This is a genomic window from Scytonema sp. PCC 10023, from assembly GCF_963920835.1.
Taxonomy (GTDB): Bacteria; Cyanobacteriota; Cyanobacteriia; order Cyanobacteriales; family Nostocaceae; genus Kalymmatonema.
Window position 1 is genome coordinate 1 of the sequence record NZ_CAWUDP010000064.1, and the last position, 15,225, is coordinate 15,225.

18 protein-coding genes are annotated in these 15,225 nt (G+C 44.0%); 6 read left to right on the top strand and 12 right to left on the bottom strand.

From position 1 onward, the window contains the following. Positions 1-52 precede the first annotated feature (52 nt). From ACM0OZ_RS31295 to ACM0OZ_RS31340, 10 genes are all read right to left on the bottom strand, one after another. The gene (locus tag ACM0OZ_RS31295; protein WP_414586726.1) at positions 53-1,357 is read right to left on the bottom strand and encodes a hypothetical protein; all 1,305 of its coding nucleotides are present in this window, start codon (positions 1,355-1,357) and stop codon (positions 53-55) included. Positions 1,358-1,646: 289 nt separating this feature from the next. Further along, the gene (locus ACM0OZ_RS31300) at positions 1,647-2,249 is read right to left on the bottom strand and encodes a thiamine pyrophosphate-dependent enzyme (RefSeq protein ID WP_414586727.1); all 603 of its coding nucleotides are present in this window, start codon (positions 2,247-2,249) and stop codon (positions 1,647-1,649) included. Next, on the bottom strand, positions 2,228-2,689 hold the full coding sequence (locus tag ACM0OZ_RS31305) for a hypothetical protein (RefSeq protein ID WP_414586728.1): 462 nt from the start codon (positions 2,687-2,689) through the stop codon (positions 2,228-2,230). The genes ACM0OZ_RS31300 and ACM0OZ_RS31305 overlap by 22 nt, the downstream gene beginning before the upstream one ends. Positions 2,690-2,734: 45 nt before the next feature. Continuing rightward, entirely contained in the window at positions 2,735-3,658 is a 924-nt protein-coding gene (aepX, locus tag ACM0OZ_RS31310) for a phosphoenolpyruvate mutase (RefSeq protein WP_414586729.1), read from the bottom strand. Between the two features lie 116 nt (positions 3,659-3,774). After that, complete coding sequence (locus ACM0OZ_RS31315) at positions 3,775-4,668, bottom strand: aspartyl/asparaginyl beta-hydroxylase domain-containing protein (RefSeq protein ID WP_414586730.1); 894 nt, start codon at positions 4,666-4,668, stop codon at positions 3,775-3,777. Between the two features lie 250 nt (positions 4,669-4,918). Continuing rightward, positions 4,919-6,109, bottom strand: coding sequence for an ATP-grasp domain-containing protein (locus ACM0OZ_RS31320; RefSeq protein WP_414586731.1), 1,191 nt, complete (start codon positions 6,107-6,109; stop codon positions 4,919-4,921). Next, on the bottom strand, positions 6,102-7,349 hold the full coding sequence (locus tag ACM0OZ_RS31325) for an MFS transporter (protein ID WP_414586732.1): 1,248 nt from the start codon (positions 7,347-7,349) through the stop codon (positions 6,102-6,104). The genes ACM0OZ_RS31320 and ACM0OZ_RS31325 overlap by 8 nt, the downstream gene beginning before the upstream one ends. A gap of 280 nt (positions 7,350-7,629) precedes the next feature. Then, a complete protein-coding gene (locus ACM0OZ_RS31330; protein ID WP_414586733.1) occupies positions 7,630-8,877 on the bottom strand; it encodes an ATP-grasp domain-containing protein in 1,248 nt (415 codons plus the stop codon). A gap of 117 nt (positions 8,878-8,994) precedes the next feature. After that, positions 8,995-9,294 (bottom strand): hypothetical protein, encoded by a 300-nt coding sequence (locus tag ACM0OZ_RS31335; RefSeq protein ID WP_414586734.1) that lies wholly within the window; start codon positions 9,292-9,294, stop codon positions 8,995-8,997. A gap of 56 nt (positions 9,295-9,350) precedes the next feature. Continuing rightward, the gene (locus ACM0OZ_RS31340; RefSeq protein ID WP_414586735.1) at positions 9,351-9,722 is read right to left on the bottom strand and encodes a hypothetical protein; all 372 of its coding nucleotides are present in this window, start codon (positions 9,720-9,722) and stop codon (positions 9,351-9,353) included. 210 nt (positions 9,723-9,932) lie between these two features. On the opposite strand from ACM0OZ_RS31340, the gene ACM0OZ_RS31345 reads away from it, so the two are divergent. Beyond that, the gene (locus ACM0OZ_RS31345) at positions 9,933-10,130 is read left to right on the top strand and encodes a hypothetical protein (protein ID WP_414586736.1); all 198 of its coding nucleotides are present in this window, start codon (positions 9,933-9,935) and stop codon (positions 10,128-10,130) included. A 467-nt stretch (positions 10,131-10,597) separates the two neighbouring features. Here ACM0OZ_RS31345 and ACM0OZ_RS31350 read toward each other — a convergent pair whose 3' ends face one another. Continuing rightward, positions 10,598-10,948, bottom strand: coding sequence for a transposase (locus ACM0OZ_RS31350; protein WP_414586737.1), 351 nt, complete (start codon positions 10,946-10,948; stop codon positions 10,598-10,600). After that, positions 10,933-11,169 carry a hypothetical protein gene (locus tag ACM0OZ_RS31355; protein ID WP_414586738.1) on the bottom strand — a complete coding sequence of 79 codons (237 nt, stop codon included), beginning with the start codon at positions 11,167-11,169 and terminating at the stop codon, positions 10,933-10,935. Before ACM0OZ_RS31355 ends, ACM0OZ_RS31350 begins: the two co-directional genes overlap by 16 nt. A gap of 261 nt (positions 11,170-11,430) precedes the next feature. On the opposite strand from ACM0OZ_RS31355, the gene ACM0OZ_RS31360 reads away from it, so the two are divergent. From ACM0OZ_RS31360 to argF, 5 genes are all read left to right on the top strand, one after another. Beyond that, a complete protein-coding gene (locus ACM0OZ_RS31360; RefSeq protein WP_414586739.1) occupies positions 11,431-12,045 on the top strand; it encodes an IS5 family transposase in 615 nt (204 codons plus the stop codon). A gap of 30 nt (positions 12,046-12,075) precedes the next feature. Then, a complete protein-coding gene (locus ACM0OZ_RS31365; RefSeq protein WP_414586787.1) occupies positions 12,076-12,228 on the top strand; it encodes a transposase in 153 nt (50 codons plus the stop codon). Then, positions 12,221-12,781 carry an IS630 family transposase gene (locus tag ACM0OZ_RS31370; RefSeq protein WP_414586740.1) on the top strand — a complete coding sequence of 187 codons (561 nt, stop codon included), beginning with the start codon at positions 12,221-12,223 and terminating at the stop codon, positions 12,779-12,781. Before ACM0OZ_RS31365 ends, ACM0OZ_RS31370 begins: the two co-directional genes overlap by 8 nt. Before the next feature lie 461 nt (positions 12,782-13,242). Next, complete coding sequence (locus ACM0OZ_RS31375; RefSeq protein ID WP_414586741.1) at positions 13,243-13,536, top strand: transposase family protein; 294 nt, start codon at positions 13,243-13,245, stop codon at positions 13,534-13,536. Positions 13,537-14,192: 656 nt separating this feature from the next. Continuing rightward, on the top strand, positions 14,193-15,179 hold the full coding sequence (gene argF, locus ACM0OZ_RS31380) for an ornithine carbamoyltransferase (protein WP_414586742.1): 987 nt from the start codon (positions 14,193-14,195) through the stop codon (positions 15,177-15,179). Positions 15,180-15,225: the final 46 nt, after the last annotated feature.

Here is a 15,225-nt window from a genome sequence, read left to right on the forward strand (position 1 = left end):
CTTTCTTGTCACACCAACTACACATCTTGCTTATATTGTCAATGCGTAAGTCCTAGGTCGAGAACAAATGGTTTTCAATTTTTTCTACCAATTCTGTGCAAGATAGTATACGAGAATAATTCGCCGAGTAATAACATCTTCTTTCTTTGTTTCCTAAAAGCCGTGGTTTTCTGACATCAAAAATCCCCTCGATGAAACCCAATTTCAAATACTCTTCCACTCTCTTATAGAAAGCTTCAGGGTTAATAAGTGGTACAGAAGCAAAAATCTTAACTACTTGGGAATTATAGATTCCCATGCTGCGAAGCTCTTCAAGAGATCCTCTTAAGCTCAGTGCGCTTTCACTACAAATTAGTAAAACTTTTACAGGAGTCATCAGCTTAGAATCACGTAAATAGCAAGGTATGTTAGCCCAAATCAAATCTCCACCGTGTTCTACTATTACAATGTCGGATTTTTTCGCAACACGATCACGCATTTCCGGATGCATAAATTTTTTAGGAATATTTCCCGGATTCGCTGCATAATTAAATAATTCATACATAGCGTTCAAGTACTTGCCTTGGTCAACATAATAAGTTGTTGGCAGTCCCGCAAATGTAAAATTCAAAACCGGGAAGGCTCCGCTTCTCGCGTGTAACAGCGAGTCTTCGTACCAGCCAGTTCCAGACGCTTTTATTGCTATGCAAGAATACTTACAGGAAAGTTCTTCAAGCAATGCACAAACAGCAGTAGTTTTTCCTACATCAGTAGCCGTACCAAGAACCAAAATGCTTGGAGGAACAGAATTGTCGGAAAGGTCAGCGCTTTTTGGAGTCGAAACTTCCAATGTATTCAAAACTTTACCTTTTTTTTCATCATAGAGAGCACCTAAAATCTCCACATCGGAAGGTTGCCCATAACCGTACTCTTTTTCCAGCGTTGGTGAAAAACCTGTAGCAAAACCTACTCCACCTGCTTGGGCAATAAGCTGTAATTCAAGACATTCTCTTAATTTTGTTATATGCTCGTCGAATTCCCCTGTAATTAACTTGGTAGATCCTCGCTCGCAAAGAACGCCAATGTACTTCTCACCAATTTTCAGGGGAACTCTCCCACCCCACAAAGTTTCCATGTCAGGGTAAGCACCTAAGTTGTTTAATTTGAATAAAACAATGTCACCAACCCGAGCTTCGATACTTGTTCCTGAAACAAGCTTCAAACTTGAAGATAAAGACAAGTGGATATCATCACTATGGGCTAATATTTTCGACTCCAATTCATCAGGGGTATGGCTCAAAATTCCTAAGTCCCGAATCATCGAACCGATTCCGGAAATCACATGTCCTTCAAGCGACGAAATACTTTTCGTATTCATAAACAAAAGTTCAAAATAGTAATTGCAAATACTCCAAACAGATTCCTAGATATCCAGTGGGCGGGGAGCCTGGAAGCCGCTACATTTTTCCAAGACTTAACCGGACAACCTTGGCAAAAAAGGCGGGTAAATCTTTCAACAAGTACGAATAATTGAGAATCACCGCCTTTTTTGCCCCCCACCACAGATATCTGTGGGTGCTTCAAGAGTACTCGTGGGGGAAGGTTGTCCGGTTTTGTCATGGTTTCACCCAACCCCTAATCGAATCCCGCGCCCTTTAAAGGAGGAGTCAATGAGATAACCACTCTGAAAAACGTTTTGCGATTACTTTAGGCTCCTCACTCACTCGAGGAGAAGGGGGGGCGCATACTACCTTGGCTATCAAAACCAACGGCTTGTCCGATCTCTGCGAAGAGTTTACGAATGTCTTTACTTGGGCTAAGTTCGTAGCCACCTGCGTGGGCAGACCTGCTGCCCGACACACGTCTTCTAGGCAGAAACTCTCCGGTTGACTCGGCTGACCACCAGTAGATTCGTAGCAACCATTATCGATAATCACGAGACGGACTCTATTAGAGCCGTAGCGATTCAGTGTTGCCAACGTGCCAAGATTCATAAGCAGCGATCCGTCACCCTCCAGAGCAAAGACTCTCACGTTGGGTCGGACCAAAGAAATACCTAATGCTAACGGAGCAACACTTCCCATAGAGCCCATACAATAGAAGCATTTTTCCCGCTCAGAGTCCGTTAGAGCATAAATATCTCGGCTGATATAACCCAGTGCTGATAGCAAGCAATCCTGATTGTCGATTTCTTGAACGATCACTTTAAGAACTTCAGTACGATTCGGTAAAGTGGTCGTTCCTTCTCCTAGTTCGGGCATATTATCCATCGGCTGCGTCGCTCCAAACAACTCCTAAATTTCTCTATTGCGTTTGGCTCACTCCAATCTACCCAGGAACAGCCTAAAGGCTCTAGAACCTGCTTAGTGCTTTTTGAACTGACTCTTTGCACTGGATTTGGATCTAACTCAGAGCGATCGCAGACAAGAATCGGGAAAAACACATCGTATGCGTCTGCCAGAGTAAAAACAGCGTTAAGGGCATTGCCTACTCCAGACTGCTGCATGAGCACGAGTGGTCTATCTCCTCCTATTGTCAATCCGGATGCGATCGCAACTGCCTCCTCCTCCCGAGTCGTGTAGAGGCAACGATTCTTTTCCTGATAGTAGGCATAAACTACATCAAGTCCGGTAGACGGAAAGACAACAATCCAGTTGATGTTACAGCATCTTAACGCCTCTAGCAGAGAGTCAATTTCTGTCTTTTTCATGGGTTTTTTGGATTTCTATCTGAGAGTATCTTGTAAAAAGGTTTGTTACTGTTGCCAATCATTGCTGTCTGGTTCATTTGTTCGTATTTTTTGCTTGCTCAATCGAAGATAAAGCTCTTCATTATGCTTCAACTGGTACATCCCCTGTAGCTCGAAGGCAGACTTCATTGAGGCAATATTCATCTCAACGTTGACCGACGAGCCAGTACGCAAAATTTCCGCAAAAGTTTTTTCCATAGCACTAATGGCAGCACGAATACCGTGGTTGGCATAAATGACCATCTTTACTCCCAGTTCTTCCAGTTCGCGAACAGTGATAGTGTAATAGGTTGTTGGAATCACAACGAGCGGCACCTGGTAGTTCCAGGCGCTAGTGAACTCTGCGATGGGTTCGGGTGTCATCGCTTTGCTGTGAATTACGATGGCATCTGCCCCAGCCTCAGCATATGCTTGAGCACGCATCAAAGCTTCTTTCTGTCCATGTCCAGCGATTAGTGCTTCCACTCGGGCAATAACCATGAAGTCTGCGCTGCGTTGGGCATTCTTAGCAGCCATGATCTTTGCCATAAATTCAGAAACGGAGGCAAGTTCCTGGCGTCCTGGAATAAAGCTGTTGATTTTGGGAAACTGCTTATCCTCAATGCATACACCCGCAATACCTGCGGCTTCAAATTTACGCACCATATGAATAACGTTGTTTAAGTTACCATATCCCGTGTCGCAATCAGCAACAATTGGAATGGAGGTAGATGCGTTCATAGATTCTGCCACTGCCAAGTACTCGCTCATACTCAGGATGCTGGCATCAGGCACACAATGTGAAGTCGAAATCTCAAAGCTGCTCGACCATACGCCATCGAAGCCAATGCGTTCCGCTATTTTTGCGCCTAATGAATTATGAGCTGCCACAAGTCGGATAATGCCTGGAGTTTCAAATAGCTTACGTAACTTAGTAGCTTTGGTGAACATTATTTTTCCTCCGTATTGTTAAACCAAGAGAGTCTTGGCATGACATAAATTATTAACCTTTGGTTGAATTTAGTTCGCTTCATTTTCTATCTACAGTTCCATAGTTTCATCTCGCCCTACTTCCGCATTTCAACGAAGTCTACCCACACTCTATTCTTGTATTTTAAATACAAGAACTCGTTCAACAATTTCTGAAATATGTAGGGTTGTATCCCTAGTCTATGCAGCTTAAACCTATTATAAAGTACTTTTCCAACACCTTGAATTTCAAACTCTTTAATTATTTCCGTTTTGTATGGATGGACTATTTGCTCATCCCCTAAACACCTTTCAAGGAATGGAGGTATTGAAACATTTGAGTCAGAAAACATTAAGTCGAACGTTTCCTGACTCAATGGCATATCCCACGTCAAGTGATATCTAAACTCATTGCCAAAATTGAAAGCAGAGTGAACGCATCCCTGATTGAAAAGAAAAATTGAACCCGCCTCAAACTTGTAAAAGTCATTATCCAAAAGCATCTCTGCCTTTTCATTAGTAAAAATGGGGAGGTGGAACCTTAGCTCAAGATAACAAGCATTTTTGGAATGCCAAATAGTATCTGCTTTATGTGGAGTTAGACCAGAGTTTGGTCCCAAGCCTAGCAATTTCATGCTTGTAGCGCGAGGAAATGCTTTGACAAAAGCTGTGATATTAGGATAGGTATCTGGTTGGTGGAATCTTTTCCCTAGAACTGATCTATTGTAGTCCGTTGACGGGTCATCAAACTTCCCAGATAGATTTAGTAAAGAAAACTGTACAGAATTACCAAAAGGTTTTGTTGCTTCATGACTGAGATGTTTTTTTTCTCTTACATCTGATGGCTTGTTTTGCTTTATCAGTTGAGCTATCTCATTCTTCAGAGACGCAAAAAAAATGTCATTTACATTGAATAATCTAAGACATTTAATACCACCTTTCTGATAATTTGCTTTTACTAATTCGCTAGAAAGAACCTTGGCACTTATCATTGTTAGCTCCTTTATTTCCTATTGAGCTTCTGACCTAACTTAGCTTAACCTACAGGAGCAAACGCATTTTTATTTTTGAAACGCTCGCTAGACAAAGGTTTCACTCATTTATTAGTTTTGCTGACAAAATCATGTAATTATTACTAGCAAATGCTTCCAGAATTTAGATGCATTTGCCCTAGCTTGACCTGCTGACTTAAATCGGCACACTCTTCGCTCCAGTTGCATTCCTTCTGCGGAGTTTGGGCATTCATTCTACGATAATACTCACCTTTTGCACCAATTGTTCGCAGGTGGTAACTGCCTCTCGGGCATCTGCCCCTTTGGTGATCAAATAACCCAATCGGTCTGAAGATTGGCACACTGACTGCGTTTGGCTACCTACTTTAACAGTCAATTGCACTTCTACCGTCTTCTCGTGGGACTGGACATCTTTCAGTCCAGAAATTTCTCGCACTATACCCGGATGGGACACGAAAAAACGGATCGCTGCTCCAGCGCGGGGTAGAGGTGAGCTTATCAACGCCTCTGTCAACCCGAAAGGATAGGCAAAGGCAAGTGAGATCATATCCACGCCGTAGGCAATCTCAACTAGGGTGTTGATCTTGTCGCCACCAACCCGATTATGCGATTCCAAAATTCGGAGTCCCTTTGGCGTAAGTTTCACCTCGGTATGTGAAGGTCCCTCTTTGATACCCACTGCGTTGAGGAATGTGGTAACAGTACTTAGAACTTCAGACCGAAGAGCATCGTCTAACTGGGCGGGTACTGAATGACCGATCTCGACAAAGTTTGACAAAGTTAACTTGTCAGTGATGCCTATTATCACGTGATGTCCACCGAAGCTGAAGGACTCGACACTGATCTCTGGTCCTTCCAGATATTCTTCCATGACAAAGGAAGAAAAACTCAGAATCTGAATTTGCTGCCATACTCGTTCTATCTCAGCAAGCTCATTGATCATGAAGACACCAAAGCTTCCTGTACCTTCAACAGGCTTGACAATCATCGGCAATCCATAATTCTGGGCAAAGGCAGTCAGATCCGCCTGTGTCCATCCAACTTGCGCGACGACTGGGCTAAAACCTATGGCGTTCAAATGCTGACGCATAGCCCATTTATCCTTAAGCAAATTGACCGTCTTCAGCGAATTGCCCGGTAGACCAAGGGCATCATTCACTTGAGCAGCGGGAATCAGTCCTGTCTCGGTAAAAGAGATCACATACTCAAAAGGAAATGACTCGTAAATTGCCTTTGCCATAGGCAGGAGAACCGATGAATTTTCGTAGTCCACAAAGAGGGTATGATCGGCATGGCTCAGGTCGAAATCCTTGAATAGCTCCTTTTTCTGAATGTAAAGAACCTCTAGCCCGAGAGCTTTTGCCTTCTGAAGGTTCCTCGTGTTTCCGCCAATTACCAGAACCCGCTTGGCATCAATCATAATAATCTTTCTCCTTTTTTTCGTAAGAAATCATTCGGCATGCTAGTAGCCCAGTGGCAGCGACCAGTGCCCCCTGAAAAACGTAGAGCCAACGCTGGGAGATAACCTCTACAAGCAAACCCATGACTGCATACACTCCCAGAGATGCAATAGAGATGAAAGTACTGAAGAACGAGTATACCCGTCCCTGATGGCTAATGTCGGTGCTCTCTTGCGCCTTGGTCAGGTAAAGTACCCACACCTGAAAGGATACACCGATCAAGAAATAGCCCAGAATACCCATCCACAGACTCCGAGATGTGGCGAAGAACAAAAGACTTGCGGACAGTGCCCACACCCCATTGATCATGATCCGGTTAGTACCGTATAACCGCGATAATACTGGCAGGATAAAACTGCCAAATATAGCACCGACAGCGAATGCAGCATCAATATAACCGAGTCCTTTCACTCCAACTTGCAGCACGTTCTTAGCAAAAGGAGCGAGCATAACGTTGATGGTACGCAGAGTTGTGAGGAGGAAGAGCAGCATCAGATATTTGAAGATAATGTCCGAATGCTGTCTGACATATTCAATCCCTTCTTTCATTTCTGCAAAAAAAAATCTCCAACCCTTCGCTTTACTGACTACATCCATTGGGACAATACGCATCTTAGGCATACCTAAGATGCAGAAGGCTGAAAAGAAAAAAGTACCAGCGTTTATGACCATGACTGCTATCGGCGAAAACATGGCAATAATTAAACCCGCGCTTCCGGCTCCCACTAACGATCCAATCTGATTGGCAACTGAGGTGGTGGAATTGGCGGTCAGGAGCATTTTCTGTGGAATCACCTCGACGATCAGTGCCTTAGCCGAAGGACTATAAACTATATCCCCGAGAGCTACCAGAAACGCCATCAGATATAAATGCCAAGGCTGGAGATACTTGAACCACCACAAAAGCGGCACAGATAGTAGGATTACACCTCGGAACAAATCCATAGTGGCAGCCAGCAACTTTCGATCAATTCGATCTACAAAGACACCCAATACTGGCGAGAACAGGATACCAGGTATAGAAGAGATGCCCAGGAGTAGGGCTACTGAATAATTGGCATCTGTCAGTTCCAGAGCCAACCAACTGTTGGCAATAAATTGCATTCCTGTTCCAATTAGGGATACAGTGGTGCCGATAAAGTATAGAGTATAGGGTCGGTAGCGGAAAATTTCTAAACGTTCCCGTGCCAGTTTGAGCATCTAGGGTGAGCCTTTTGTAATTTAGTATTGATAAATACAAAGCATTGTAGTAGGCTGTGAACCGAAAAGATGGAACTTCCCAGAATCCTAGCGGTTCCAATCCGTCTCTTATCTCAGTGCTAGCGCCTTTCATCCCTGCTTTGAAAACCTCGCTTTTCAAAGCGGCGTCTTTATAACGCACAACTCACAAAATCCTGTCACTTGTTTTCGCTTGACAAAAAATCGCGTGCGCTTAGCGCAACTAAGAGCAATATCTACCCGCCATTCTTCACTAGACTCCTTACGCAGACGGGGTTGTTGTATCTGGTTTTATGGTTAACTGGATTGCTTTGTGTGCGAACTCTACTGCCGCACGGGCAGCCATAGGAGTATCACCAGACCCAATTACGTGTCCAGCACGATCCCGGAAGTTTCCCTGGAGATGTATACGGTCACCCATCTGATGATAAATCTGTGCCTCGACAACCCCAGGCACTTGTTTCGCGAAGTCTAGACCATCAATTCCCTTCAACAATCCCTCCCGCGAAGGTAGAATAAAGCGAATAGATGCGTGTTGGCTCGCCTTCTTCTCCAACCGTGGTTTAGCCCCCACAACCAATCTGACGGTTTCCGAAATCAGATCCATGTCATAGGCGAGGTTCATCAACTCAGGAATGTAGTCCCCTCCTAAGCGCGGATTTACTTCTATAATCTTAGGTCCTCCTTTGGTAATGCGTAGCTCAACGTGGGCAGGTCCCCATCCCCAATCCAAAGCGTCCAGTGTTCGCCGAACAGACAAACTTATACTCTTTTCCACCTCAGCCGACAGGATAGCAGGATGATCATGTCCGACCTCAACGAAGTAGGGCAATGGCCCCAGGTGTTTTTCTGTAATACCGACAATTCTTGTCCCGAAGACTTCAACTGAGTACTCCGGTCCCACCACCAGCTCTTCAACCAAAATTCGATGCGGTATGGGTAGTCCTCGCTCGGTTTGTCTTCGTTGAAGCAGAGCATTAGCGTGGAGCACAACCTCATCGAGACATTTACAAAGCTTGACCCCAGTGCTTCCATTGTCGCTCACTGGTTTCAGCACCACGGGAAAACCTATACTTTGAGACGCAGTAACTGCCTGCTCCACAGAAGATGCTGAGCAAAATTTTGGTACATCTACTCCAGCTGCCTGTAGAAGTAACCGCTGTGTTTGTTTATCGCGACAGTTATGGATAGTGCTAGGTTGCGAACCCGGTAGCCCGAGATGGTGGGCAAGGATTGCTGCGATTTCGAGAAAGTGATCAGAACTTGAAGTTACCCCAGCAAGTTTCGAGCTACCTGCAAGATTATAGCATACATCAAGCAAAGCTTGGACATCCCGCGTATTAACTTGAATAGTATCAAGCTTTTCATCCTCCAAGAACTTGTAAGGAGACGGGTCTGCGGTTAGTAGAATTGGTCGAAAACCGTTTAGGCCAGCAGCACGGGCTAGCAAACGTCCGGTTCCGCTTGTATTGCTTTCAACAAAAACCAACCACGAAGCAGGAGCATTCATCGTGTCTCTCGGATTAACTATACTATGATGTGGCTTTTTAAAATTGGGTGGCGGTGAACTCACTCTACACCTAATCGGACAATTTATTTTCTGGAAGTCTCTTAGTACAGCTTTGCATTAATTCGTAGCAAAATTCTCCATCATCTGTGCGACTGTATATGACCATTTGATGGGTTTGGCAGAGTCGTTGTGACGAGCAATAAAATCGGCGATGCGTTGCTGTAACGTCTTGAGGTCAGGAAAATCATTCGGGGTCAGTAATTTACGTTGTAAAATGCTGAACCAAATTTCAATTTGGTCTAACCAAGAGGCATATTTCGTTAAGAAGGCAGAAGTACGAAGGCAGAAGGCAGAAGGCGTCCCCACGAATGAATTCGGGGGATTTAATAAAGTTGCTACGCGTTTATTTTTCTCCATAAATAAATTCAGGGGCTTTAAACCTTATGGCAGAGAACAGAGGACTTATTTTTGTATCAAAGCTTACCTTCTTTCCTTCTGCCCTCTGCCCTCTGCCCTCTGCCTTTCTTCGGTAACCAAATTACTTCTACCGTAAAAGCCCAACCTTCCTCCTGCTGCTTTTGATTTAACCAAGTCTGTAATTGCTTTGGGGCATGGCTAGAGCCATTGTCGAGAATTAAATAGATATGGCGTACACTCCGACGGATGGCTTGTGGTATCAACACCTCTAGCAGAAATCCTTGAAAATCAAGGAATGTTTTCGTTGGGCGACAACAGCCATAAATAAGTCCTTCTGCAACACTTAAAGCCGCGAAAAGGTGTATCGCTCCTTGTAAGTTTTTTGCCGACCAATCATTATCCTGAATGGTTAAGTTATTTTGCTCCATCTTCACCCTAACGTCAAAACTTTTCCCTTGTCAATTCGCTACGAACTTATGCAAAGCTGTACTTAGCTCTAAATGCTGAAACCGTGAGATTGTTGGCGTTTATATTGGGGCACGAGATGAAGCCGCCGCGCGAGAATTGTGGAATTCCCTGCCTCGGCCCATCGACAGTGCGCGAGCACCTACACTGATTTTTGGGCAGCCTATGCATCAGTGTTGCCGAGCAAACGCCATCAACCTGTGGGCAAAGAGACTGGCAAGACGAGTTATATTGAGCGATTTAACAACACACTACAACAGCAAGTGTCCCGAGGAGTGCGAAAAACATTGCCATTTTCCAAATCCTTACGCAATGATATTGGTGCAATTTGGTCTTTTGTCAATCACTACAATGCATCATTACTTCTTTAGGTCTACCAAGATCCTTAAACAAGCACCCATATCTCAATCACCGTAGATGTCTTCTCCGTATTTACTTATTTTTACATTGTGCTGACTTACTTAAATACTTACCTTAAAGTCTGATACATTTTTATCTATCTACGGTTAGATACGAGTAGCAAACAAGCTGTTATTAACTTTTCATATACTTAAAAACATGACTTATATCAAGTTCGGATGATTACTTATAATTAAGCTGCTCTTGTTTTTGGCCACCAGTGGTAGCAAGTTAGACCAGAGATGAAATCATGCTGTTTCATCAGTTGTTGACAACGAAGTACTAAAAGCGCTTCTAGTTCATCTAAAGAAGTTGGGGAGCTATTGGCTACAATCTCGTTAGTCGAGGGGAAAACCTGCACCGAAAGTGCCAACCCTTTTACGATTACCCGTTCTGCGCTCCACGATTAATCGTGGAGGCAGCCAAATCAAGCAGTTTATTAGAAGAAATTTTCAATTAACACGAAAAATCCTGCTTGATTTGGTGAGTCCAGCCCTCTCCGGCGGGCTCCCAACAAGCGGGGACTGGCTCTCCCGTTGGGCAAGGGTTGCGCGTTTTGTGTAGATAAATGCGTCGTCAGAGGCCACAACCGTTCTGCGGGTTGGAGTTCAGGTGAGTAAGCAGGTAAATATATTAAATCGATACCTTCTGGTAAGTCTAAATCATTACTTGTATGCCAACCGGCTTGGTCAATAGTTAGAAGAACTCGTTTGTCACTTCCAAGACCATATTCAGTAGCAAAATCAGCCAAGACTTGATTAAATATCTCCGTGTTTACATAAGAATCCACGCCTTAGTTTCACCGGATTCTGGGTGTACAAACCCATACAACCACATCCATTTATACCTTTGTATGACTGAAGCAATTGGTTGTTCACCTTCTGGTACCCAAACTCGACGCAGGATAGGATGAAGTCCGAGACGATGCTCGTCCATGCTCCAAACCTCGATTTCGGCGTTTGGATATCGAGCTTGAAGAAATTTGAGTCTCAAATCGAGTTTTTTTTCCAATTTTCTTGCTCAATTTGGTCACTCATCCCATGTTCTGGTCGAGGAATACGTAGTGTAGCGAGAAATCGGAGTAAACCGGAATCTACTATTCCAAACTCTCCTCTATAAGCGCAACCAGCCAGCTTTTGAGGACTTGCCTCTACCAAGAGCGGGCGTAATGAAGTAGGAAAGACTTAGAGGATGTCTGAGAAGTAAGAAAGCCCACGTAACGGTATCCTGTCAGTAGAAAAAATACTTAAGTATGACAGCGTTACCTTGGCCATGAATCCATCTATCCTGCGTAACTTGACTTCTGAGCAATGGGAATTGCTATCGGGACTAATTCCAGCAGCTAAAGGTGGCGGTAGAAAACGCAGTGTTGACATGGAAGCAGTAGTGAATGCAATATTTTATGTCTTGTGTGCAGGTTGTGCGTGGCGTATGCTCCCCCATGATTTCCCAAAGTGGAAAACCGTTTACCATTATTTTCGCTTCTTGGCGCAAAGACGGCACATGGCAACGAATTCACTCTTGGGTTGCGTTTGTGGGTACGTGGAGCGTCAAGACCGAGAACCATCGCCATCCGAGGCGATAATGGATAGCCAATCGGTTGAGACGGCAACAATGGTATCTCAAGAAGTTGGTTACGACTCAGGTAAAAAAATAAAGGGACGTAAGCGGCACATACTGATTGATACATTGGGCTTACTGATAGTTGTCGTAATTACTGCCGCAAATGTCAGTGAACAAGCAGGCGCGAAACAAGTTTTGTTTAAACTTGATCAAGTACGCGATCGCCTGGGTCGATTGATTAGGATTTGGGTTGATGGCGGATACCGTGGTCAAAATTTCGCCCCGCCAGGTTATCGATGTTTATCGCGCTTGTCTGGAGCGTAGTTACGCGGCACCAAGAACAGAAAGGATTTGTTGTACTTCCCAAACGTTGGCGCATTTGTAAGAACTTTTGGTTGGTTTAACTGGTGTCGCCGATTAAGCAAGGACTATGAAATTTTACCGCAAACTTCAGAGGCTTTTATTTATGTCGCGATGATTCGTTTAATGTTAAAGCAACTTGCGTAGTGAAAATCACCTCTTCAAAACTTTTCAGACATCCTCTAAAAAAAACGAAATTAAGCCGTGGTTGAAAGAACAATGGTGCATTCCTAAAGTGGATGCCGAGTACGTTTTACGGATGGAGGACTTATTAGATTTATACAGCCAGCCCTACGATCCACTTCGTCCAGTAGTCTGTTTTGATGAACGTCCTTATCAATTAATTGACGATGTTAGAGAGGCTTTACCTCCTAAACCAAAACAGCCAGAACGTTATGAGTACGAGTATAAACTTAATGGTAATGTCAATTTATTTGCTATGTTTGAACCATTAGCTGGCTGGCGACATATAGAAGTCACGTCACAAAGGACAAAGGTTGATTTTGCTAAACAGATTAAAGAATTGGTGGACGTTTATTATCGAAATGCTGAGGTTATTCGTCTGGTAGTCGATAATCTCAACACACATAATCCAGCTGCTTTGTATGAGGTTTTTAAACCCGAAGAGGCTCGTCGGATTGTCCAAAAATTAGAGTTTCACTACACCCCCAAACATGGTAGGAGCGTTAAATCAAGTTGAGATTGAATTCTCCGTTTTATCGCGTCAATGTTTGGAAAGACGAATTGCTGACGTACAAACATTATCTCAAGAAATCTCGCTTTGGGAGAGCGATTGCCCAGAGGGCACTGCGCTTCGCGCAATCGCAATTCCCGGAGTGCAAGTGTAAATTGGCGCTTTAGGATTACGGATGCACGTAATAAAATGGCGCGCTTATATCCACCCGTTTCACTTTGCAAAGTTGCCTTGCCAGACTACTAGACAATTTACCCAACAGACAGCGTACAACTTTTTGTTCCCAATCAATTTCAAAATCTGCCAAACCAAATCCCTTACCTGCGCGTGATTGCCATTGGGAATCACGCTTGTGCAGGACCAACGCGCATCCACGTTATATTCATGTTTAGAATCTACAAGTAACAGGGCTATTTCATTCTAAAAGGTAGAATTTTATGGTACAGAGAAAATAAAGATAGCTACAGATGAAGCAAGCCGCGATTTTAAAAGCCTTCGCTGATTTACCCGACCCTCGCAGGCGTGCAGGTCAGCGTCACAACCTACCTCTGTGCCTTGCCCTATTTACCTTGGCAGTTGCAGCAGGTAATCAAGGCTTTATGGCAATTGGAGACTGGATTCGGGCTTATCAAACCCAGTTGCTCGACCTATTGCGGGTAGAAAAGAGCAGACTACCGTCCTACAGCACCATTCGACGCGTGTTGCTGAATCTGGACTACCGGGTATACTCCGAGTGTGCGCGCAAAATTTTTCGACATTGAGCCAAAAAGTGGTGAAACCATCGCTGTTAATGGTAAAGTGTTGCGCTGTTCTTATCAACTGGAAACTGACAACCCGAACTGCGAATCTCATCCAGCAATCATGCTGGTGAGCGCTTACTTGGTAGAACGGGGCACGTTTTTCTGGCTCCTTCGGAAATATATCTTCAAACAACTTCCACTCTAAATCACTCAATCCCTCAAAAGGTCCTGCCATAGCCTGATACACACTTCTGTGCCGATAAAAAGGCTACCACATTTTTTGATTAGTGGGATAGGTTCATGAATACTCTTTCCTGCCAGGGAGGTTACTGTTGTTCATAAACAGCTTCTAAACGTAAAATTAGTGGTGGTTCTCGCTTAATGGAGAGATTTAAACACACCGTCAATTTGTTGAGTGTGGTGCAAGCTTGTCGTCGTCAAGGACACTCTGTAATTGATTTTTTTGCACAGGCTTTATATCAAATCCGGTAGCATCTGAATGATTAAAAAACCGCACAGACCCTGAGAACGCACAAGGAGAGGAAGGAGAAATAATTCCGATACAAACGGATTTGATATTACTCGCTCTCTCAGACAATTCTCTGTTTCGTCCGTCTCTAATTCCTCAATTTTAGACCTGAATCCTTACTCAATAAAACTTATAGGGAGGCAATAAAATGGAAAGACCGTCTGATTTGAAACAAAGGATAGCCGCCAGTAGGGAACTACTTGACGCACGGTACTCTGCCAAACGGGGAAAGCCTGAGCGTTCCTTTTTAACAATTTCAGACTTGACTGAAGAGCAGGTAATCGACATACTGAACGGCGGAATAAACATTAAAAAAAACTCTAGCAAGTATAGAGAGGTGCTGAAAGACAAATCTGTTGCTTTATTGTTCCAAAAAACTTCAACCCGCACCCGATGCTCTTTTGAAATAGGGGTTGGCGAGATGGGAGGGCAACCTATGTATATAGACTGGAAATCATCGAATTTTACCCTTGCCGATCTTCAGGATGAAATCAGAGTTCTGTCGCGGTATGTAGATTTAATATTGGCGCGAGTTCACAAGCATGAAGACCTTTTGACAATGAGGAAATATACTGAAGTGCCTGTAGTAAACGGGCTATCCGATTTATACCATCCTTGTCAAGGTTTGGCTGACTTCATGACCATCAAAGAGTACTTTGGAGAGCTTGAGGGATTAAACTTATGCTATGTCGGAGACGGCAACAATGTTTGCCACTCCCTTATCAATGGTGCAATCAAGACGGGTATGCACATTACTATAGCCTACCATCAAAACTACGCACCCAATCCTGAGATCGTGGAAGAAGCGAAAACCAAAAACGCGATATATCTTACAAACAGTCTCGAAGATGCGATCAAGGATGCGGACGTGATCTACACAGATACGTGGGTTTCTATGGGCAACGAGAGCGAAACAGATGCTCGAATCCAAACATTTTCTGGTTTCCAAGTAAATGAAGCGTTGCTAAGTAAGGCTCCCGATCATGCTCTCGTGATGCATTGCCTTCCGGCACACAGAGGATATGAAATTAGCGCAGATGTTCTGGACTCAAAAAATTCGGTGGTATTCGACCAAGCAGAAAACAGGAAGCACGTTCAAAAGTACTTGATAGCATGGATACTCGAAAGAGTTTAGCTCGAGGCACTGGACAGCTAAGGCGTGGTAGGCAGATAATATCTAA

Coding starts and splice junctions, on each gene's coding strand:
- ACM0OZ_RS31295 (WP_414586726.1), bottom strand. CDS start 1,357: ATGAATACGAAAAGTATTTCGTCGCTTGAAGGACATGTGATTTCCGGA.
- ACM0OZ_RS31300 (WP_414586727.1), bottom strand. CDS start 2,249: ATGGATAATATGCCCGAACTAGGAGAAGGAACGACCACTTTACCGAAT.
- ACM0OZ_RS31305 (WP_414586728.1), bottom strand. CDS start 2,689: ATGAAAAAGACAGAAATTGACTCTCTGCTAGAGGCGTTAAGATGCTGT.
- aepX (WP_414586729.1), bottom strand. CDS start 3,658: ATGTTCACCAAAGCTACTAAGTTACGTAAGCTATTTGAAACTCCAGGC.
- ACM0OZ_RS31315 (WP_414586730.1), bottom strand. CDS start 4,668: ATGATAAGTGCCAAGGTTCTTTCTAGCGAATTAGTAAAAGCAAATTAT.
- ACM0OZ_RS31320 (WP_414586731.1), bottom strand. CDS start 6,109: ATGATTGATGCCAAGCGGGTTCTGGTAATTGGCGGAAACACGAGGAAC.
- ACM0OZ_RS31325 (WP_414586732.1), bottom strand. CDS start 7,349: ATGCTCAAACTGGCACGGGAACGTTTAGAAATTTTCCGCTACCGACCC.
- ACM0OZ_RS31330 (WP_414586733.1), bottom strand. CDS start 8,877: ATGAATGCTCCTGCTTCGTGGTTGGTTTTTGTTGAAAGCAATACAAGC.
- ACM0OZ_RS31335 (WP_414586734.1), bottom strand. CDS start 9,294: ATGGAGAAAAATAAACGCGTAGCAACTTTATTAAATCCCCCGAATTCA.
- ACM0OZ_RS31340 (WP_414586735.1), bottom strand. CDS start 9,722: ATGGAGCAAAATAACTTAACCATTCAGGATAATGATTGGTCGGCAAAA.
- ACM0OZ_RS31360 (WP_414586739.1), top strand. CDS start 11,431: ATGAATCCATCTATCCTGCGTAACTTGACTTCTGAGCAATGGGAATTG.
- ACM0OZ_RS31375 (WP_414586741.1), top strand. CDS start 13,243: ATGAAGCAAGCCGCGATTTTAAAAGCCTTCGCTGATTTACCCGACCCT.
- argF (WP_414586742.1), top strand. CDS start 14,193: ATGGAAAGACCGTCTGATTTGAAACAAAGGATAGCCGCCAGTAGGGAA.